The sequence below is a fragment of the Aureimonas sp. CAS genome, from assembly GCF_059838215.1.
Genome location: NZ_CM187563.1, coordinates 1,502,030 through 1,521,639 on the forward strand (window position 1 = coordinate 1,502,030; position 19,610 = coordinate 1,521,639).

Consider the following 19,610-nt stretch of genomic DNA (forward strand, 5'->3'; position numbering starts at 1 on the left):
CCTACATGACTCGCTGCCGGGCCGGTAGCCATTTCGGGCCCGGCGCGGGGCCTTGCGGCCGGTCTCGCATGCTGCGTTCGCGAATTCCGACGGCGGTGCCCATTGCCGCTGCCGGGCGCGGAGCAAGATTGTCAGCCAAGCAGACGGATGGGATTCCTGACATGAGCAAGATCGTCGTCATCACGGGCGCGGGCGCCGGAGTCGGGCGGGCAACGGCGGACGAGTTCGCTCGCGCCGGTTACGACGTCGCCCTCCTGTCGCGCGATCCCGAACGGCTGGAACGGGCGGAGGCCTATGCCAGGGCACAGGGCGTTCGCGCGTTGGCGATCCCGACGGACGTCGCGGATGCGGGCGCCGTGGAAGCGGCGGCCGAGCGCACCGAGCGCGAACTCGGACCCATCGACATATGGGTCAACGTCGCCATGGCGACGGTCTTCTCGCCCGTTTCGGCCTTGACGCCGGAAGAAGTCGAGCGCGGAACCAGGGTCACCTATCTCGGGCAGGTCCATGGGATGATGTCGGCGCTCAAGCGCATGCGCACGCGCGACCGCGGCGTCATCGTGAACGTCGGCTCGGCCCTGGCCTATCGCTCCGTTCCGCTCCAGTCGGTCTATTGCGGCGCGAAGGCCGCCATCCGCGGGTTCACGGATTCGCTGCGCTCGGAGATCATCCACGACAGGCTGAACGTGCGACTGACCATGGTGGACCTGCCGGCGGTCAACACGCCGCAGTTCGACTGGGCGCTGAACAAGATGGGGCGACGGGCGCAGCCCGTGCCGCCGATCTACGAGCCCGAAGTTCCGGCGCGCGCCATCCGATTCGCGGCCGAACACGACCGGCGGAACGTGTGGGTCGGCTATCCCACGGTTCAGTCGATCCTGGCCAACCGCATCGCGCCCGGCCTTCTGGACCGCTATCTCGCCAGAGCCGGCTATTCCGGCCAGCTCACGGACGAGCCGAAACAAGGTGAGGCGCCCGGCAACCTGTTCGAGCCGGTCAGGGGCGATTACGCCGCCCACGGGCGCTTCGATTCGCGGTCGAGCCGCCGCAGCGTCCAGATGTTCACCGAGCGCCACCGCACGGCCTTCTGGGGTCTGGCCGCCGTGCTCGCCGTTCTCGGCCTGCACGGCCTGGCCCGACGCGTCGGCAAATGACGGATGGCTCCTCTTGACCGGTCGACCGTGAAAGCGTCGTGATGGCGGCGGCGAAGCCATCGCCATGTTCGTTCGGGGGCGGGTCGATCAGAAGGGGCGGAACCAGGATGCCGAGCTTGGGACGCGGGGCGAGAAGCCCCGCTCTGCGTTTCTGCGCCGCCGTCACGGCCCTTGCGCCGCTCGCCCTTCTCGCCGGCTGCGGATCGGGCACGAGCTTCCTCGATCCGCACGGACCCGTCGCGGCCACCCAGCGCGACCTCTTCTTCCAGGTCACGGCCTGGATGATGGTGGTGGTGATTCCCGCCGTGGTCCTCGTGCCGCTCGTCGCGTGGCGCTATCGGCGCCGCGCGACCCGATCGACCTACGCGCCGGACTGGCAGTTCTCCTGGCCACTCGAGATCGTCATCTGGGTCGTTCCGGTCATCCTCGTCTGCATTCTGGCGATGCTGATCGCCGGAAAGGCGCGCTCGCTCGACCCTTACGCCCCGATCGTGTCCGACCAGCCTCCGCTCGAGGTCGAGGTCATCGGCCTCGATTACAAATGGCTGTTCGTCTACCCGGAGGAGAACGTCGCGAGCATCGGCGTCCTCGCGCTTCCCGTGGACCGGCCGGTGCGCTTCCGGCTGACGAGCGACACGGTGATGCAGTCCTTCATGATCCCCTCTTTGGGGAGCCAGATTTACGCCATGGCGGGGATGGTGACCGAGCTCAATCTCCTGGCGGATCGCCCCGCCGTGCTCATGGGGCAGAACACGCAGTTCAACGGGTTCGGCTTCCAGGCGCAGAAGTTCCAGGCTCTCGCCATGCCGCCCGAAAGTTTCGCCGGCTGGATCGCCGACGCCAGGGCAGGCGACCGGCCGCTCGACGAGGCGGCCTACGGCGTCGTGTCGCAGACCGGCACGCTCGCGGATCTGCGCTCGCGCTACACCTTCGATCCGGCCCGGGGGCTGATCTTCTCCAGCGTGCAGCCGGACCTCTTCTCCAGCGTCGTCGCGCGATACCGCCCCGACGCCGCACACCGGCACACGAGCGACGAGACACCGGCCCACACGAACGGGGAGCACGCCCATGCCGACCATTGAGGGATGGTGGCCGCTCCTCTTCGGCCGTCTGTCCTACGACGCGCTGCCCTTCTACAGCGGCATCGCCACGGCCGCGGCCTCGCTCGTCGTAATCGGCGCGCTCACCGTGGTCGTCCTCCTGACCTGGCTCGGGCGCTGGGGCTGGCTCTGGCGGGAGTGGCTCACCAGCCTCGACCACAAGAAGATCGGGATCATGTACGTGATCCTGTCGATGATCATGCTGTCGCGCGGGCTCATCGAGGGCTCGATGATGCGCGCGCAGCAGGCGATCGCCTTCGACAATCCCGGCTATTTGCCGCCGGAGCATTTCGCCCAGCTCTTCTCCACTCACGGCTCGATCATGATCTTCTTCATGGCGATGCCGTTCCTCACGGGAATCATCAACTTCGTCCTGCCGCTCCAGCTCGGTGCGCGCGACGTGTCCTTCCCGCTCCTGAACTCCATCTCGCTGTGGCTGACGGCGGGAGGGGCCGGCCTGATGATGGTGTCGCTCGTCATCGGCAAGTTCTCGACCGGCGGATGGTCGGGCTATCCGCCCTATACGGACGCGACCTTCAATCCGGGGGTCGGGCCGGACTACTGGATTTTCGCGATCACGCTCGGCTCCATCGCCTCCACCATGACCGGCATCAACGTGGCGGTGACGATCTACAAGAAGCGCTGCGGCGGAATGAATCCGTTCCGCATGCCGCTCTTCTGCTGGACGGCGCTCTGCACCTCGATCCTGATGATCTTCGCCATGCCGCCGCTGACGGTGGCCACCGGGCTTCTCGCGCTCGACCGCTACATGGACATGCACTTCTTCACCAATGACGGTGGAGGCAACATGATGAACTTCGCCAACCTCTTCTGGCTGTTCGGCCACCCGGAGGTCTACATCCTCATCCTTCCGGCCTTCGGCGTCTATTCGCAGGTCATCTCGAACTTCTCGTCCAAGGTCCTGTACGGCTACGATTCCCTCATCGTCGCCACCATGTGCATCGCCGTGCTCTCCTTCACGGTCTGGGTGCACCACTTCTTCACCATGGGGCAGAGCGCCGACCTCAACGCCATCTTCGGGATCGCGACGATGACGATCGGCATCCCGACGGGTGTGAAGATCTTCGACTGGATCCTCACCATGTTCCGAGGGCGCGTGCGCTTCGCCGTGCCGATGCTCTACTCGCTCGCCTTCATGGTGCTGTTCGTTCTGGGCGGGCTGACGGGCATCCTCCTCGCCAATCCGGCGATCGACTTCCAGGTGCACAACACCGTCTTCCTCGTCGCCCACTTCCACAACATGCTGATCCCGGGCCTGCTCTACGCGATGCTCGCGGCCTACACCTACTGGTTCCCGAAGGCGTTCGGCTTCCGGCTCGACGAGTGGTGGGGGCGCGTCTCCTTCGGCTGCTGGGTGACGGGGTTCTGCCTCGCCTTCCTGCCGCTCTATCCGCTCGGCCTCATGGGCATGCCGCGCCGCACGCAGGAGTTCTTCGATCCGGACTATCTGCCGTTCACGATCGTGGCCTCCGTCGGGGCATTGTTCCTCCTCGCCGCGCTCGCGAGCCTCGTCGTGCAGCTCGTCGTCTCGATCCGCCGCCGCGCCTCGCTGGCGGTGCCGGCCGGCGATCCCTGGAACGGGCGGACGCTGGAGTGGGGCATCCCCTGTCCGGCGCCGGAGTACAATTTCGCGGTCCTGCCGCTCGTCTCCAGCCGGGACGCCTTTCACGCCGCCAAGCTCGACGGCACGGCCTATCCCGCCCGCCGCTTCTATTCCGACATCGTCGTGCCCCGGAACTCGGCGACGGGCATCGTCTTCGGCCTGTCCCTGGCCGCCTGCGCCTTCGGGCTCGTCTGGTGGATCTGGTGGCTGGCCGCGCTCGGCTGCGTCGTGGCGTTCGGCGCGATCGTCGCGCGTTCCTTCGTCCTCGACACGCTGCGCGTCATTCCGGCCGAAGAGGTGCGGCGGCAGGACGAGGCCTGGCTCGCCGCGGTCCGGCGGCTTCCCAGGGTCTCGCGCGACGACGAGGCGACGAGCCGCAATCTGGGTCTGGCGGAGCCGGCGGGCGTATGAGCGATCTCGGTCTCCATCGCCATCCGGGCCTCAATCTCGGGCGGACGGACCCCGAAGCGCACCGGGACGCCGAGGAGGCCGTCTTCGGCTTCTGGGTCTTCCTGATGAGCGATCTCGTCCTGTTCGCTCTGCTCTTCGCCGTCTACGTCACCATGATCGGCGCGACCGACGGGGGACCGGGACCGAGGGACGTGTTCGATCTCGCCAGCGCGGCGATGCAGACCGGCGTGCTTCTCCTCTCCAGTCTCACCTTCGGCATGGCCTCGCTCGCCATGAAATACGACAAGGCGCCGCGCAAGCTCATCCTATGGCTCGCCGTGACGCTCGCCCTAGGCCTTCTGTTCCTCGGGCTGGAACTGCGTGACTTCGCCACCATGGCGGGCGAGGGCGCCGTGCCCTCCCGCAGCGGATGGCTGTCGGCCTTCTACGCCCTCCTGTCGACGCACGGCCTGCACGTTTTCGCCGGCTGCGTCTGGATCGCGGTGATGCTGGTGCAGATCCGCATCTTCGGGCTGCGCAGCGAGGTCAAGTTGCGGATCCTCCGGCTCGGTCTGTTCTGGCACCTCCTCGACATCGTCTGGATCGGCATCTTCTCGGTCGTCTACCTCGGAGGCCTCGCATGACATCGGGACCGGACGACCATCGCGCCGAGCGGGCGCGCGAGCTGCGCTCCTATCTGGTCGGCTTCGCGGCCGCCGTTCTTCTGACGGCCGTCCCCTTCGCGCTCGTCGCCACGGGCGTGGCGAGCCCGGCGGCGACCGGCTGGACCATCGCGATCGCGGCGCTCGTCCAGGTGGTCGTGCATTTCCGCTTCTTTCTCCACATCGGCCTGCAGCGCTCCACCCGCGACGATCTGCAGCTGATCCTGTTCACCGCGCTCATCATCCTCCTGATGGTGGGGGGCACGATCTGGATCATGGGCAATCTGCACGCCCGCATGATGTGAAGAGCCGCGCCGTCAGCGAAGGAGCTTGTAGCGATGCCCGTCCGGATCGCTCGCGGGGCCATCGAGGGCGGGCGCGTCCCGCAGAACCAGGGCCGTCGCGAGCGTCGATCCCTCCGCGGCCGCCGCATCGACGGCGGCGGGCAGCGCGTAGCACAGGAGTTCCAGATGGGGCGTCGATGCGCCCGTCGGGATCAGCGTCGTGACCTCGACCTCAGCGTCGCCGCCCTCGAATCCGTCGAGCCGCGCCTGCTCCGGCCCCCGGTTCGAATGCCGCTCCGTGACGTCGAATCCGAGGCCGCTCCAGAAGGCGATCGCGCGATCCGTGTCGCGGACGCTGATGGCCGAGTGGTCGATCCCGAGGAAGGTCGATGGACCGCGACGGCGCCAGCGAAGCGGAACGTCGGCCGCCGGGAACTGCAGAAGCTCCAGCGGATGGCCGTCGGGATCGCGGAACTTGAAGGCGGTCGCCCCGCCGGAGGAGGCCGGAAGACGTTCGGGTCCGTTTCGCGAGATGGGGCTCCAGCCGGTCACGGAGGCCAGACGCTCCATCGCGGCGCCCATGTCGGAAACGACGATGGCGCAATGCTGGAAGGCGGTCGCGTTCGAGGGCGCGGCCGGTCCTGCGGCCGTGCTCGAGCGGCGGAGCGTGAGCCGTTGCTCGCCGAGCATCAAATCCTCCGGCCCGCCGCCTTGGGTGCAGCCGAAGGCCTCGCGGTAGAAGCGCGCCGCGGCGAGCGGGTCCGGCGAAAGGAGTTCGATCGACGCGATCCGCGTGCCGCTCATGGCCAGCGCGCTCCGCGCCGATCGAGATAGACCGCATAGAGCGTGTGGCTGGCCCCGATGAACAGGCGGTTGAGATGGGGCGAGCCACCGAAACAGAGATTGGACACGGCGGCGGGCAGGCGGATGCGGCCGAGGAGTTCGCCTTCGGGCGACAGGCAGTGAACCCCGTCCCCCGCGCTCGACCAGACATTGCCGTCCTCGTCGATCGCCATCCCGTCCGTGTAGCCGGGGGAGACCTTCGCGAAGTCGCGCATGCGCTCCAGGGAGCGGCCATCGGAAGCGAGGTCGAAGACGCGAAGGATCTGCGCCGGGTCCGGTCGCGTCTGGTCGCCGGTCTCGGCCACGTAGAGCCGGCTTTCGTCGGGCGAGAAGGCGAGGCCGTTCGGCCCGTCGAAGGCGTCCGACACCAGATCGAGCGTCCCGTCCGGGTCCAGGCGATAGACGCCGGGCGCGAGTTCGGACGTCTGCCGCGTGCCTTCGTAGTCGTTCGAGATGCCGTAGACGGGGTCGGTGAACCAGACCGAGCCGTCGCTCTTCACCACGACGTCGTTGGGCGAGTTCAGCCGTCGGCCGGCATGATGGCTGGCGAGGGTCGTGACGCGACCGTCGTGCTCGATGCGGCAGAGCGCCCGCTCGCGGTTCGAGCAGAAGACCACGCGCCCCTCCCGGTCGCGCGCCTGGCCGTTCGCCTGACCGGAGGGGAAACGCCAGACCGACAGACCGGCGGCCTCGCTCCAGGCGAGGGTCCGGTCGCGCGGGATGTCCTGGAACAGAAGCACGTTCCAGTCACCCATCCAGACGAGGCCTTCGAGCCAGCGGAAGCCCTCCGCCAGCTTCTCCACCGGCGCGTTGCCGAGGACGTAGCGCTCGAAACGCGGATCGACGGTCTCGAATCCGATGTCGCTCATCGCCGAGGCCTCAGGAGAAGCGGCAGGGGGGCGTCGTCTCCCGCCGGGCGTCGAACTGCACCACCATGAGCACCGCCGGCTCGTCGCCGACGGTTCCCGACAGATGGCCCTTGCGCCCGTCGCGCTCCGACGTGCCCTGGTCCTCGCCGAAGGAGATTTCGCCCGGCCCCATCTCGACGCGCGTCCCGTCCATGGACTCCACGAACCAGCGGCCGGAGAGGGGGATGATCCACTGCGGCGCCGGGTTCTCGTGCCAGGCGCCTTCCCAGCCGACGGGCTGCACCGTCACCATCACGCTCATGCCGTCATGGTGCTTGGTGCCCTGCCATTGCGGGGCGGCCGGCGGCTGCATGCTCTTCAGCTCGAACTCGGTCATGACGCAGCGGACCTGCCGGCTGATGCCGTTCTCGTCCGTGTAGAGATGCCAGTAGGGAACCGTCGGCTTCGTCTCGGTCATGGTCTGGATTCCGTCGAATAGGGGTTCGTGGACGAGAACGGGTCGGCGAAGAAGCCGGACACGTCCTCGGCCTGCGTCCCGAAGGTGATGAGGAGAAACCCGCCGGCGACCGCGAAGTTCTTCAGAAAGTCCCACATCGTCTCGCGCCCTTGCGAAGGGCCGAGAAGGCGGAAGTCCGGCGCACGCCAGAACCGCTTGAAGAGAAGCGCCGTGACCGCGCAGTAGCCGGCGAGGACGAAGGCCGCGAAGCGGTCGGCGATGCCGGTGAGGACGCCGAGCGACATGACGATCTCGACCGCCAGACCGATGAGGATCAGCCCCTTGGCGAGCGTCCGGTTGCTCGTGGCCTCACCGGCCTGCTCCGTCGCCGCCTGGAAGTTCAGCATTTTGTCGAGCGCGCTGAAGGGCAGGAACAGGAGGACCAGGGACAGCCGGACCAGGAAGGTGACGAGGAGTTCGAAGGTCATTGCGCGTCCGTTCGTTGAGCGCTTGCCGGTCGGGCCGACGGGCAGAGCCCTCGGTGAAACTTCGCACGGCCATTCGTCCGCGACAAATGGCGGAACCATTCTTTAAGTGGGGCGTTCACGAGGGTTCCCGATCGTCATGCCGCCAACCGCGACATTGCCGGGGGTCGCAGAGCAGTACAGTCGAGCGGATTGGCCGTGCACTTGCGATGCGTGTATGAAGTGGCCCGATTTGGCGTAACGCTCGCCCTTACATGTACTTCTACGTGTAAGACAAAGATGAAATTGGGTCATTTTTTTGATATATATTAATTAGTTTAGCTCAAGATGGCGCATCTTACTATTGAACCTCCGGAAGGAAGGATCGTGCGGATGCTCGCCAATCTCAAGATTTCAACCAAGATCATCGCCATCGTCGTGTTCGTCAGCGCGATCGGGGCTTCGCTCGCCGGATACGGCGCCTACCGGATGCACATGCTGGAGGTCGGATACGGCGAACTCGTCGAAGTTCGCGACCCGGCCGTGGTCGATATCGCGCGCGCCGGCCGAAACGTCGTCGTGGTCGCCTACGAAACCTACAAGGCGGCTTACAGCGTCGTTCCCGCCAATCGCACGGCGGCCGCCGCCGAGCGGATCGAATCCCTCGACGCGACTCGGGTGCTGATCGACCGTGTCAGGGCCGCCTTCCCGGAGATCGTCGAGGATTTCGAGCATCTCGAACAACATCTGGAGGGAATCGAACGATTGAGCGGGGCCATCGTCGAACTCGGTCTGCAGGGCAACGACGAACAGGCTCGCCAGATCATTCCTCAGCTCGAGCAGGAGGAAGAGGAGTTCACCGAGCAGTACCGCATCCTGCGCGACGCGATGCTGGCGGATGTCGCCGCGCGAGCGGAAGAGATGCGGTCCGAAGTGGATCGGGCCCAGCTCATGATGGGTCTGGGTGCGTTGCTCGGGCTGGTCTTCGGCATCCTGGGCGCGGTTCTCGTGGCTTCGAAGGGCATTTCCGGTCCGCTCGCTCGCCTGAACCATCGCATGAAGGAGATGGCTGCGGGCAATCTGGACGGGGAGGTGGAAGGTCTCGGTCGCGGAGACGAGGTCGGCAGCATGGCGTCGGCGGTGCAGGTCTTCCGGGACGCCGGGCTGGAAAGCCGTCGCCTGGAGGCCGAGGCAACGGCCCTGCGAGCGGAACAGAACGCCGATCGCGAGCGCAAGGCCGCGGCGGACCGGCAGACGCAGGCCGAGCTTCAGGAGTTCGTGGACTCGATCGAGGGGGGCTTCGCGCGCCTGTCGCAGGGCGACATGACGGTGCGCATCGGGCGCGCGGTGGCGGCGCAGTACGAGCCGATCCGGGGCCAGTTCAACGACACGGTCGAGAAGCTGGAATCGACGCTGGGCTCGGTGGTGACCTCGATCGGCTCGATCCGCACGGGCCTGGGCGAGATCAACGTGGCCTCCAACGATCTGGCGCAGCGCACCGAGCAGCAGGCGGCGAGCCTTGAGGAGACGGTGGCGGCGCTGGCGGAGGTGACGCGGGCGGTGAACGAGACGGCGCAGGATGCGGGCCGGGCGCAGGAATCGGCCGAGAGCGCCAACCGCAACGCGGCCAAGGGCGGCGAGATCGTCGGCAAGGCGGTGGAGGCGATGCGGGGCATCGAGCAGTCGTCGGAGAAGATCGGCAAGATCATCGGGGTGATCGACGAGATCGCCTTCCAGACGAACCTTCTCGCGCTGAACGCGGGCGTGGAGGCGGCGCGCGCGGGCGAGGCGGGCCGGGGCTTCGCGGTGGTGGCGCAGGAGGTGCGGGGTCTGGCGCAGCGCTCGGCGGAGGCGGCCAAGGAGATCAAGGACCTGATCTCGACCTCCAGCGAGCAGGTGGAGGCGGGTGTCGAGCTGGTCTCGGCCTCGGGCCGCTCGCTCGACCAGATCATCACCGAGGTCGGCGACATGAGCCGGACGGTGGCGGAGATCGCGCGCCGGGCGAGAGAGCAGGCGGTGTCGCTGAAGGAGGTTCAGACGGCGGCGGACCAGATGGACAAGGTCACGCAGCAGAACGCGGCGATGGTGGAGGAGGCGACAGCTGCGGCCCAGTCTCTGGCGGCGGAGACGGACGAGCTGGGCCGGCTGATCGCGGAGTTCAAGCTGGCGAGCGCGCAGAGCCGCGCCGCAGCTCCCGCGCAGCGCACGGCGGCCAACCGCACGGCGCCGTCCCAGCGCCCGGTGGTGCAGATGCGCCCGACGTCCCAGGGCAACGCCGCGCTGAAGACGCTGGAGGACAATTGGGAGGAGTTCTGACGCGGAACGCCACACCGGGCTAGAACATGACGAACCCGCGGGTATCCCCCGCGGGTTCAACTTTTCGTGAAATTGCTTTGCCGCGACGCACGCGTGCCGGTTGTCAACATCTTGGAAGGATTCCGTCCGCCACATGGAGCCGTTCTAAGAATCTCGGCGGACCGAAGACGCGAACGGGCCTGCCGAGCCCCTTGGGGCAGGGCGTACGCACCCAAGGTTGCGACCGGATGGCGACGTGAGCCCGACCCCGCTGCTCGCGATGAGGTCGAACCATGATCCCCAAACTTTCGCTAGCCGCCAAGATCGTGGCGATGCTGATCGGCGGCCTTGTCGTTCTGACGAGCCTCAATCTGGCCGCGAGCTACATGCGTCTGGACGGCGAGGCGCGCGAGGCCGCAGCCGAGCGTCAGGCTCTCAACATGGCGATCGCCTGGGAGGTGCTCGGACGCTACGGCGACGATTTCCGCCTTGCGGACGGCGCCATCTACAACGGAAGCACGCGACTGAACGGGCTCGACGAAGCGGTCGATCGCATCACCGAGATCGGTGGCGGCACGGCGACGATCTTCATGGGCGACACCCGGGTGGCCACGAATGTGCGTGCGCCGCAGGGCGGGCGGGCGGTCGGAACGCAGCTCGCGGCGGGACCGGTCTACGACGCGGTGCTTCGCGACGGCCAGCCCTATCGCGGCGAGGCGATGATCCTGGGAACGCCGTTCTTCACGGCTTACGATCCGATCAAGGATGCGAGCGGCCGGACGATCGGCATCCTCTATGTCGGCATACCGCAGGCCGAGTTCTTCGCCGAGACGGTCGGACTGCTGCGCGATCTGGCGCTCCAGTCGATCGTGCTCACGCTGATCGTCGCGGCTCTTGGCTTCTGGTTCGCCCGGCGGACGCTCGCCCCGCTGCAGCGGCTGGTGCCGACGATCGCGGCCGTCGCCGAACGCCGTGTCGACGTGACGGTCTCGGCAACCGAGCGCCGCGACGAGATCGGCGGCATCGCGCGTGCCGTGGAGCATCTTCGCCTCGCCGTCATCGATCAGATGCGTCTGGAAGACGAGGCGCGCGCGGCGGCCGAGGCCCAGGAAGCCGATCGCGAGCGCAAGGCCGCGGCGGACCGGCAGACGCAGGCTGAGCTTCAGGAGTTCGTGGATTCGATCGAGGGCGGCTTCGCGCGTCTGTCGCAGGGCGACATGACGGTGCGCATCGGGCGCGCGGTGGCGGCGCAGTACGAGCCGATCCGGGGCCAGTTCAACGACACGGTCGAGAAGCTGGAATCGACGCTGGGCTCGGTGGTGACCTCGATCGGCTCGATCCGCACGGGCCTGGGCGAGATCAACGTGGCCTCCAACGATCTGGCGCAGCGCACCGAGCAGCAGGCGGCGAGCCTTGAGGAGACGGTGGCGGCGCTGGCGGAGGTGACGCGGGCGGTGAACGAGACGGCGCAGGATGCGGGCCGGGCGCAGGAATCGGCCGAGAGCGCCAACCGCAACGCGGCCAAGGGCGGCGAGATCGTCGGCAAGGCGGTGGAGGCGATGCGGGGCATCGAGCAGTCGTCGGAGAAGATCGGCAAGATCATCGGGGTGATCGACGAGATCGCCTTCCAGACGAACCTCCTCGCTCTGAACGCGGGCGTGGAGGCGGCGCGCGCGGGCGAGGCGGGCCGGGGCTTTGCGGTGGTGGCGCAGGAGGTGCGGGGTCTGGCGCAGCGCTCGGCGGAGGCGGCCAAGGAGATCAAGGACCTGATCTCGACCTCCAGCGAGCAGGTGGAGGCGGGTGTCGAGCTGGTCTCGGCCTCGGGGCGCTCGCTCGACCAGATCATCACCGAGGTCGGCGACATGAGCCGGACGGTGGCGGAGATCGCGCGCCGGGCGAGAGAGCAGGCGGTGTCGCTGAAGGAGGTTCAGACGGCGGCGGACCAGATGGACAAGGTCACGCAGCAGAACGCGGCGATGGTGGAGGAGGCGACAGCTGCGGCCCAGTCTCTGGCGGCGGAGACGGACGAGCTGGGCCGGCTGATCGCGGAGTTCAAGCTGGCGAGCGCGCAGAGCCGCGCCGCCTCGGCCCCGGCGCAGCGCCAGCCGGCTGCGGCGAACCGCGCCGCGCCGTCCCAGCGCCCGGTGGTGCAGATGCGCCCGACGTCCCAGGGCAACGCCGCGCTGAAGACGCTGGAGGACAATTGGGAGGAGTTCTGAAGCGGCACCGCGCCTGAACCCCGGACCGAACGAACACGAGGAAGGCCGGCGGAGCGATCCGCCGGCCTTCCTCGTTCCAGGGCGTGACGCCCATGACGGAGGACGGATGCCGCCGGATTCGTCACTTCACCCGACCGGAGGGGGTGGAGCCGTCTATCGCCTCGAGCGCAGCCATGCGAGCCCGGCATGGGTGTCGGCGCGCGGACGATACTCGCAGCCGATCCAGCCATCGTAGCCGGCTTCGTCGAGCCGATCGAACAGCCAGGGATAGTTCACCTCGCCCTCGTCCGGCTCGTGCCGGTCGGGCACGGAGGCGACCTGGATATGACCGACGCCGCTGCGATGGGTCTTGAAGAGGCGCCACAGGTCGCCGTCCATGATCTGGGCGTGATAGAAGTCCATCTGGACCTTCAGGTTCGGGGCCCCGATCTCCTTCATAAGCGCGTGGGCCTCGCGCTGGTGGTTCAGGAGATAACCCGGCATGTCGCGCGTGTTGATCGGCTCGATCAGGAGCGTAAGCGCGTCTTCTGCCAGCCGCTGCGCCGCGCGGGAGAGATTGGCCTTGTAGACCATGAGATGCTCTCGCCGGTCGGCGCCCTCGGGAACGAGCCCGGCCATGGCATGAAGGCGCTCGCAGCCGAGGGCCTTCGCGTAGGCGATGCCCGTCTCCACGCTTTCGGCGAACTCCGCCTCGCGACCGGGAAGGCCGGCGAGACCGCGCTCGCCGCCCGCCCAGTCGCCCGGCGGCAGGTTGAAGAGCGCCTGCGTCAGCCCATGGCGCCTGAGTTCGTCCGCGATCTCGGACGCGCCCCATTCGTAGGGGAACAGAAACTCGACGCCCGAGAAGCCCGCCGTCGCGGCCTGCGCGAAGCGCTCCAAAAAGGGCACTTCGTTGAACATCATGGTGAGGTTGGCGGCAAAGCGCGGCATGGCGGGTTCCTTGGTGCGGGTCGTTTCTACCAGACGGCCTTGAAGGCCTCGCGCAACGGCTGAATCTCCGCTTCGCCGAGCGTGCGCACGGGCCAACCATGCAGGAGGAGCACGAGGCGCGCGGTCTCTTCCAGCTCCTCCATGGCGCTCTGCGCCGCTTCCAGCGTGGGGGCCGAGACGACCGGCCCGTGATTGGCGAGAAGCACGCTCGTTATGCTACGAGCCGATAGCCGATCCCCGGTTCGGTGACGATGAGCCGGGGCGTCGACGGATCGTCCTCGAGCTTCTGTCGAAGCTGGCCGACATAGACGCGCAGATACTGCGTGTCGCCCTCGTTGGCCGAGCCCCAGACCTCCCGCAGCAATCGAGAGTGCGTGACGACCTTGCCGGCGTTACGCAGCAGAACGAGGAGAACGTCGAACTCGCGCCGCGTCAGCCGGATCTCGACCCCGGCCTTCCTGACCTGATGGGCCTCGACGTCGATCTCGATCGGCCCGCTTCGCATGATGCCGCCGTGGCCGAGGGTCTGTCGGGCATGGCGCAGCCCCGCCCGCAGCCGCGCCATCAGCTCGCCGACTCCGAACGGCTTCTCCACATAGTCGTCCGCCCCCAGATCGAGGGCCTGGACCTTCTCCGATTCCCGGTCGCGCGCCGACAGAACGACGATCGGAACCTGCGAGAGCTTGCGGATGCGGCGGATGACCTCCTTTCCGTCGAGATCGGGCAGCCCGAGGTCGAGGACGATGGCATCGGGCGGGCTTTCGGTCGCGGTCCGGACGGCCTCGGCGCCCGTCAGCGCCTGCACGACGAGGTATCCTTCGGCCGTCAGGACGGGTGTCAGGAAACGATGGATCGCGGGTTCGTCGTCGACGACGAGAATGGTCGGCTGGATCATGGGTTCGCTACGGGTTCCACCGGGAGGCGGATGCGGAAGGCGGCGCCGTGCGGGCGCGCGGCGTCGGGTTCGAGGAGTTCGACGCTGCCTCCGTGCGCCTCGACGATCCCCTTGGTGATGGCGAGGCCGAGCCCGGCGCTGTCGCCCCCGTCGGCGGCCGAGGTCCGCAGGCGCGCGAACTTCTCGAACACCTGGTCCCGGATGTCGGCCGGGACGCCGGGGCCGTCGTCGGCGATGTCGATCGTGACGGCATCAGCCCGGCTCCACGCTTGCAGCGTCACGGTCGCCTTCGCCCCGGCGTGCTTCACGGCATTGCCGACGACGTTGCCGACCGCCTGGTCGAGCAGGGTGCCGTCCCCCCAGCAGAGGACCGGCTCGGGCGGGCGATCGACGACGAAGCGTTGCGGTGCGCCCCGGCGGCGGGCCTGATCGACGATGCGGTCCAGCATTTCGCCGACGTCGACCCAGTTCTTCGTGATCTCCAGCGCCCCGGCCTCCAGCCGTGTCATCGAAAGGAGGTTGCGAACCATCTGGTCGAGATGGCGCGCCTCGTCGCGGACCTGTCCGAGAAGATCGTCCCGGGCCGGCGGGTCGAGGCGCTCGCGATACTCGATGAGCGCCGTCGAGGCGCCGAGGATGGAGGCGAGGGGTGTGCGGAAATCGTGGCTGATCGAGGCGAGGAGGATATTGCGCACCCGCTCGGTCTCGGCCGCCGTCCGCGCGCTGCGAACCTCCGTCGAGAGAACGGCGCGCTGGAAGGCGACGGCCGTCTGCTCGGCGAGAGCGGAGAGGAGGGCGCGGAGCTCCGGATCGGGCGCGGCGTCGTTCGGCGCCTGTTCGATGCCAAGCACTCCGATGCGGACGTCCTGCACGGCGAGCGGCAGAAAGGTCCAGCCGGCGGATGGCAGGGTCTGGCTGCCCGCGCCGGCCGTTTCGCCATGTTCGTGCGCCCAGCGCGCGGCGGTGCGGGCGGGCATGTCGAGCCGGTCGTCCGGCGGCCAGGAGGCGACGATCGAAAGGTCCGCGCCCTCGGGCCTGAGGATCGCGACGGCTCGTCCCGTCGCGGCATGGATCTCGCTGGCCGCGGCCTCGGCCACGGTCTGCGCGTCGGGCAGGGCCGAGAGCGTGCGGGTGAACTCGTAAAGCCGCCGCGCCGCGCGGGTGCGCCGGGCCGAAGCGCGCATCTGCTCGCGGGCTTGGCCTGCCACGGCCGAGATCACGACGGCGATGATCAGGAAGATCGTCAGCGCAAGCAATTCGTGCGGGCGCGCGATGGTGAAGGTCCCGGTCGGGTCCAAGAAGAGGTAGTTGTAGGCCGCGAAGGACAGGAAGGACGCCAGGACCGCGGGCCAGACCCCGTAGAGCAGCGCCGGCGCCAGCACCGCGAGCAGATAGAGCATCGAAACGTTGGGCAGCGAGACGAAGCGCGCCAGGACGTTGCCCGCGAACGAGGCGGCGACGACGAAGGCGATCGCGGCCAGATAGCCGGTCCAGCCGCCCGCCTCCGGCCACCGCAGTTTCGGCGCCAGCGGGGTGTCGCTCTCGGTCAGGACGAGCACCGACACGCCGCGCGCCCCGCGCACGATGGCGTCGGCGAGATTGCCTTCGTCCCAGGGGAGCCGGATCCACCGCGAGCGCGCCTTACCGACGACGATCTGGGTGACGTTCTCGAAGCGGGCGAAGCGCAGCAGCTCGGCCGGAAGGTCGGCGGCGGCGAGGTTGTGCGTCTCGGCGCCGAGGCTTTTAGCCAGCTGCAGCGAAGCGTCGAGCCGCGAGGCGGCGCCCTGTTCGAGCGTCGCGCCGGGGCGCTCGATCGTGACCGCGAACCATGGCGCGTGGAGGAGGTCCGCGAGCCGCTTGCCCTCACGCACCAGCCGCTCCGCCTGCGCGTCCGGGCCGACACAGACGAGAAGCCGCTCGCCCGCCGCCCAGGGCCCTTCGATGGCGCCGCCCTGCATGCGTTCGACCAGATCGGAATCGACCTGTGCCGCGACCTGCCGCAACGCGAGTTCGCGCAGCGCGGTGAGGTTCGACGGCTTGAAGAAGTTCTGCGTCGCGCGGGTCGCCGTGTCCTCGACATAGACCTTGCCCTCGGCAAGCCGCCGGATGAGCTCGTCGGAGGGAAGATCGACGAGCACGATCTCGTCGGCGACCGTCAGCGTCGTATCGGGCACGGTCTCGCGAACCCGAACTCCCGTAATGCGCTGCACGACGTCGTTCAGGCTTTCGACGTGCTGGACGTTCATCGTCGTCCAGACGTCGATCCCCGCCTTCAGGCACTCGGCGACGTCCTGCCAGCGCTTGGGGTGGCGCGATCCCTCGACGTTGGAATGCGCGTATTCATCGACGAGCAGCAGAGAGGGTCGACGCCTGAGAGCTTCGTCGAGGTCGAGTTCGGGAACGAGCCGTCCCTTGTAGGGGATGAGGCGGCGGGGCAGGATCTCCAGATCGGCGATCATCGCCTCCGTGTCGGCACGCCCGTGCGTTTCGACGATGCCGACGAGAACGTCGCGGCCGCCCGCCTTCTCGGGCCGCGCCGCCTGGAGCATTGCGTAGGTCTTGCCGACGCCGGGCGCTGCGCCGAGGAACATGCGCAGCTTGCCCCGACCCTCGCGCTCGGCCTGGCCGAGAAGGGCGTCGGGCGAGGCGCGGGGGCCGTCGTGTTCGCTCATGGAAGGTCTTCTACCGCCTTTTCGAGGCCCTCGGCCACGGGATGCCCGAGGCCGAACGGCCCATCGCGTCAGCTCCCCGAAGGGTTGGGCGCCAGCGCGTCGAGGCCGAGATTCACACCGAGGACCGAGACCCGCGGCTCCCCGAGGATTCCGAAGGTGCGGCCGGCGGTGTTCTCGGTGATCACGCGGCGCACCTCCTCGGCCGGGACGCCGCGCGCCTCGGCGATGCGGGGCACCTGGAGCGCGGCGAAGGCCGGCGAGACGTGCGGGTCGAGGCCGCTGCCGGAGGTGGTGATCGCATCCGCCGGAAGGAGGCTTGCGCCGGCGGCCCGGCTCATCGCCTCGCCGTCCGCCTTCAGCCGTTCGGCGAGTTCGGCGCTCGTCGGTCCGAGATTGGTGCCGGACGAGGCCGAGGCGTCGTAGCCGTCACCGGCCGCCGAAGGGCGCGGCTGGAGATAGCCGCTTCCCGAGAAGGACTGGCCGACCACGATGGAGCCGATCGCGGTCCCGTCCCGGATGACGAGGCTGCCCGACGCCTGGACGGGGAAGGCGAGGCCGGCGATGGCGGTCATGGCCAGCGGATAGGCGAGCCCGAGGAGAAGGGTGAAGAGACCGAGAAGCGTTGCGGCGGGCCGCAGTTGCGAGAGCATGGGGGTCGTCCTTGGGAAGGGGTCAGGCGAGGCCGAGCGCGGAGACCGCGACGTCGATCAGCTTGATGCCGAGGAACGGCACGAGGATGCCGCCGAGGCCGTAGATCAGGAGGTTGCGGCGCAGGACCGTCGCGGCGTCGAGCGCGCGATAGGGCACGCCGCGCAGCGCCAGCGGGATCAGCGCCACGATCACCAGCGCGTTGAAGATGACGGCCGAGAGGATCGCGCTTTCCGGCGTCGACAGGCCCATGACGTTCAGGACGCCGAGTTCCGGGATCGCGGCGATGAACAGCGCCGGGATGATCGCGAAGTACTTCGCGACGTCGTTGGCGATCGAGAAGGTCGTCAGGCTGCCGCGCGTCATCAAGAGCTGCTTGCCGATGCCGACGATCTCGATGAGCTTGGTCGGGTCGGAGTCGAGGTCCACCATGTTGCCGGCCTCGCGCGCGGCCTGCGTGCCGGTCTGCATGGCCACGCCCACATCGGCCTGCGCGAGCGCGGGCGCGTCGTTGGTGCCGTCGCCGCACATGGCGACGAGGCGACCCTGGCGCTGCTCGTTGCGGATGTAGTTCAGCTTGTCTTGCGGGGTGGCCTCGGCAATGAAGTCGTCGACGCCGGCTTCCGAGGCGATCGCCGCGGCGGTGACCGGGTTGTCGCCCGTCACCATGACCGTGCGGATGCCCATGCGCCGCAGTTCCGCGAAGCGCTCCTTGATGTCGGGCTTCACGACGTCCTTCAGATGGATCACGCCGATGAAACGGCCGTTCTCGGCAAGGCCGAGCGGCGTGCCGCCGCTCTTGGCGATGCGCTCCACCGCCGCGGTGAAGGCGGAGGGCTCGGGCACGTCGCGGCCTGCCGTCTCGCGCACGAAGCGGCGGACGGCTTCGATGGCGCCTTTACGGATGCGCGTGTCGCCGAAATCGACACCCGACAGGCGGGTGACGGCGGAGAATGGAATGAAGGTCGAGCCCTCCCGCGGGGCATCGGGCACGGCGATGCCGTAGCGCTCGCGCGCGAGCGTCAGGATGGAGCGGCCCTCGGCGGTCTCGTCGGCGAGCGAGGCCTCGACGGCGATGTCAGCGACCTCGATTTCGGTGACGCCCTGCACGGCGACGAACTCCGAGGCCATGCGGTTGCCGAAGGTGATCGTGCCCGTCTTGTCGAGGAGGAGCGTGTCGACGTCGCCCGACGCCTCGACGGCCTTGCCGGACATGGCGAGGACGTTGTGCCGGATCAGCCGGTCCATGCCGGCGATGCCGATCGCCGACAGGAGGCCGCCGATGGTCGTCGGGATGAGGGTGACGAGAAGCGCGATCAGGATCGGCACCGAGACCGCCGCGCCGGCATGGGCCGACAAGCCCGTCAGCGTGACGACGGCGATCAGGAAGATCAGCGTCATGCCGACGAGGAGGATCGTCAGCGCGAGCTCGTTCGGCGTCTTCTGCCGCTCGGCGCCTTCCACCAGCGCGATCATCCGGTCGAGGAAGGAGGAGCCGGGCGCGGCGGTGATGCGGACCACAAGCCAGTCGGAGACGACGGTGGTGCCGCCGGTGACGGCCGAGCGGTCGCCGCCCGCCTCGCGGATGACCGGCGCGGATTCACCCGTCACCGCCGCCTCGTTGACGGACGCGATGCCCTCGACGATCTCGCCGTCACCCGGAATGAGGTCCCCCGTCTCGACCAGCACATGGTCGCCCACCTTCAGGTCGAGCGCCGAGACCGACTGCACGGCGCTGCGGTCCCTCGGCGAGGCCAAGCGCCTGGCGACCGTGTCGGTGCGGGCCTGTCGAAGGCTGTCGGCCTGCGCCCGGCCTCGCCCTTCTGCGATGGCTTCCGCGAAGTTGGCGAAGAGGACGGTGAACCAGAGCCAGGCCATGATCTGGCCGGTGAAGAGGAGCGGGTTGCCCGCGAGGACGTCGCGCACGAACAGGATGGTGACGACCAGGGCGACGATCTCGGTGACGAAGATCACCGGGTTGCGCAGGAGGGTGGCGGGGTTCAGCTTCTTGAAGGCGTCGACCGAAGCCCGGCCGACGAGGTCGGGCCGGATGGTAGAGTGTGTGGCCTTGGCAGCCATGGAGTGTGTCCTTGTGGTCAGATACGCATGGGACCGACGGGAAATG

General features: G+C 68.3%; 17 protein-coding genes. 7 read left to right on the top strand and 10 right to left on the bottom strand.

The window, feature by feature from the left end; all coding sequences use genetic code 11:
- Nucleotides 1–161: 161 nt before the first annotated feature.
- From AC6R2M_RS07340 to cyoD, 5 genes are all read left to right on the top strand, one after another.
- A complete protein-coding gene (locus tag AC6R2M_RS07340; RefSeq protein WP_500486947.1) occupies nt 162–1,154 on the top strand; it encodes an SDR family oxidoreductase in 993 nt (330 codons plus the stop codon).
- Nucleotides 1,155–1,261: 107 nt separating this feature from the next.
- On the top strand, nt 1,262–2,236 hold the full coding sequence (locus AC6R2M_RS07345; RefSeq protein ID WP_500486949.1) for a cytochrome ubiquinol oxidase subunit II family protein: 975 nt from the start codon (nt 1,262–1,264) through the stop codon (nt 2,234–2,236).
- A complete protein-coding gene (locus AC6R2M_RS07350) occupies nt 2,223–4,289 on the top strand; it encodes a cbb3-type cytochrome c oxidase subunit I (RefSeq protein WP_500486951.1) in 2,067 nt (688 codons plus the stop codon). The genes AC6R2M_RS07345 and AC6R2M_RS07350 overlap by 14 nt, the downstream gene beginning before the upstream one ends.
- A complete protein-coding gene (locus AC6R2M_RS07355) occupies nt 4,286–4,912 on the top strand; it encodes a cytochrome c oxidase subunit 3 (protein WP_500486953.1) in 627 nt (208 codons plus the stop codon). The genes AC6R2M_RS07350 and AC6R2M_RS07355 overlap by 4 nt, the downstream gene beginning before the upstream one ends.
- Entirely contained in the window at nt 4,909–5,235 is a 327-nt protein-coding gene (gene cyoD, locus AC6R2M_RS07360) for a cytochrome o ubiquinol oxidase subunit IV (RefSeq protein WP_500486955.1), read from the top strand. Before AC6R2M_RS07355 ends, cyoD begins: the two co-directional genes overlap by 4 nt.
- Nucleotides 5,236–5,247: 12 nt before the next feature.
- On the opposite strand, the gene AC6R2M_RS07365 is transcribed toward cyoD, so the two are convergent.
- From AC6R2M_RS07365 to AC6R2M_RS07380, 4 genes are read right to left on the bottom strand one after another with little or no spacing between them, the layout of a single operon-like run.
- Nucleotides 5,248–6,018: a VOC family protein gene (locus AC6R2M_RS07365; RefSeq protein WP_500486957.1), complete on the bottom strand. Its 771-nt coding sequence runs from the start codon at nt 6,016–6,018 to the stop codon at nt 5,248–5,250.
- Entirely contained in the window at nt 6,015–6,926 is a 912-nt protein-coding gene (locus AC6R2M_RS07370) for an SMP-30/gluconolactonase/LRE family protein (RefSeq protein WP_500486959.1), read from the bottom strand. Before AC6R2M_RS07370 ends, AC6R2M_RS07365 begins: the two co-directional genes overlap by 4 nt.
- Nucleotides 6,927–6,936: 10 nt before the next feature.
- Complete coding sequence (locus tag AC6R2M_RS07375; protein WP_500486961.1) at nt 6,937–7,383, bottom strand: cupin domain-containing protein; 447 nt, start codon at nt 7,381–7,383, stop codon at nt 6,937–6,939.
- Nucleotides 7,380–7,850 (bottom strand): DoxX family protein, encoded by a 471-nt coding sequence (locus AC6R2M_RS07380; protein ID WP_500486963.1) that lies wholly within the window; start codon nt 7,848–7,850, stop codon nt 7,380–7,382. Before AC6R2M_RS07380 ends, AC6R2M_RS07375 begins: the two co-directional genes overlap by 4 nt.
- 369 nt (nt 7,851–8,219) lie before the next feature.
- On the opposite strand from AC6R2M_RS07380, the gene AC6R2M_RS07385 reads away from it, so the two are divergent.
- Complete coding sequence (locus tag AC6R2M_RS07385) at nt 8,220–10,142, top strand: methyl-accepting chemotaxis protein (protein WP_500486965.1); 1,923 nt, start codon at nt 8,220–8,222, stop codon at nt 10,140–10,142.
- A gap of 272 nt (nt 10,143–10,414) precedes the next feature.
- Nucleotides 10,415–12,340, top strand: a complete 1,926-nt coding sequence (locus AC6R2M_RS07390) for a methyl-accepting chemotaxis protein (RefSeq protein WP_500486967.1) — start codon at nt 10,415–10,417, stop codon at nt 12,338–12,340.
- Nucleotides 12,341–12,493: 153 nt separating this feature from the next.
- Here the strand turns inward: AC6R2M_RS07390 and otnI are convergent, their stop codons facing one another.
- The 6 genes from otnI to kdpB form a co-directional block, all read right to left on the bottom strand.
- Nucleotides 12,494–13,270: a 2-oxo-tetronate isomerase gene (gene otnI / locus AC6R2M_RS07395; protein ID WP_500486969.1), complete on the bottom strand. Its 777-nt coding sequence runs from the start codon at nt 13,268–13,270 to the stop codon at nt 12,494–12,496.
- Between the two features lie 26 nt (nt 13,271–13,296).
- The gene (locus tag AC6R2M_RS07400; protein WP_500486971.1) at nt 13,297–13,476 is read right to left on the bottom strand and encodes a class II aldolase/adducin family protein; all 180 of its coding nucleotides are present in this window, start codon (nt 13,474–13,476) and stop codon (nt 13,297–13,299) included.
- 5 nt (nt 13,477–13,481) lie between these two features.
- Nucleotides 13,482–14,165: a response regulator gene (locus AC6R2M_RS07405; RefSeq protein ID WP_500486973.1), complete on the bottom strand. Its 684-nt coding sequence runs from the start codon at nt 14,163–14,165 to the stop codon at nt 13,482–13,484.
- Nucleotides 14,162–16,837, bottom strand: coding sequence for a DUF4118 domain-containing protein (locus tag AC6R2M_RS07410; protein WP_500486975.1), 2,676 nt, complete (start codon nt 16,835–16,837; stop codon nt 14,162–14,164). The genes AC6R2M_RS07405 and AC6R2M_RS07410 overlap by 4 nt, the downstream gene beginning before the upstream one ends.
- Nucleotides 16,838–16,905: 68 nt before the next feature.
- Nucleotides 16,906–17,487, bottom strand: coding sequence for a potassium-transporting ATPase subunit KdpC (gene kdpC / locus AC6R2M_RS07415; RefSeq protein WP_500486977.1), 582 nt, complete (start codon nt 17,485–17,487; stop codon nt 16,906–16,908).
- A 22-nt stretch (nt 17,488–17,509) separates the two neighbouring features.
- Nucleotides 17,510–19,564 (bottom strand): potassium-transporting ATPase subunit KdpB, encoded by a 2,055-nt coding sequence (gene kdpB, locus AC6R2M_RS07420; protein ID WP_500486979.1) that lies wholly within the window; start codon nt 19,562–19,564, stop codon nt 17,510–17,512.
- Between the last annotated feature and the right edge of the window lie 46 nt (nt 19,565–19,610).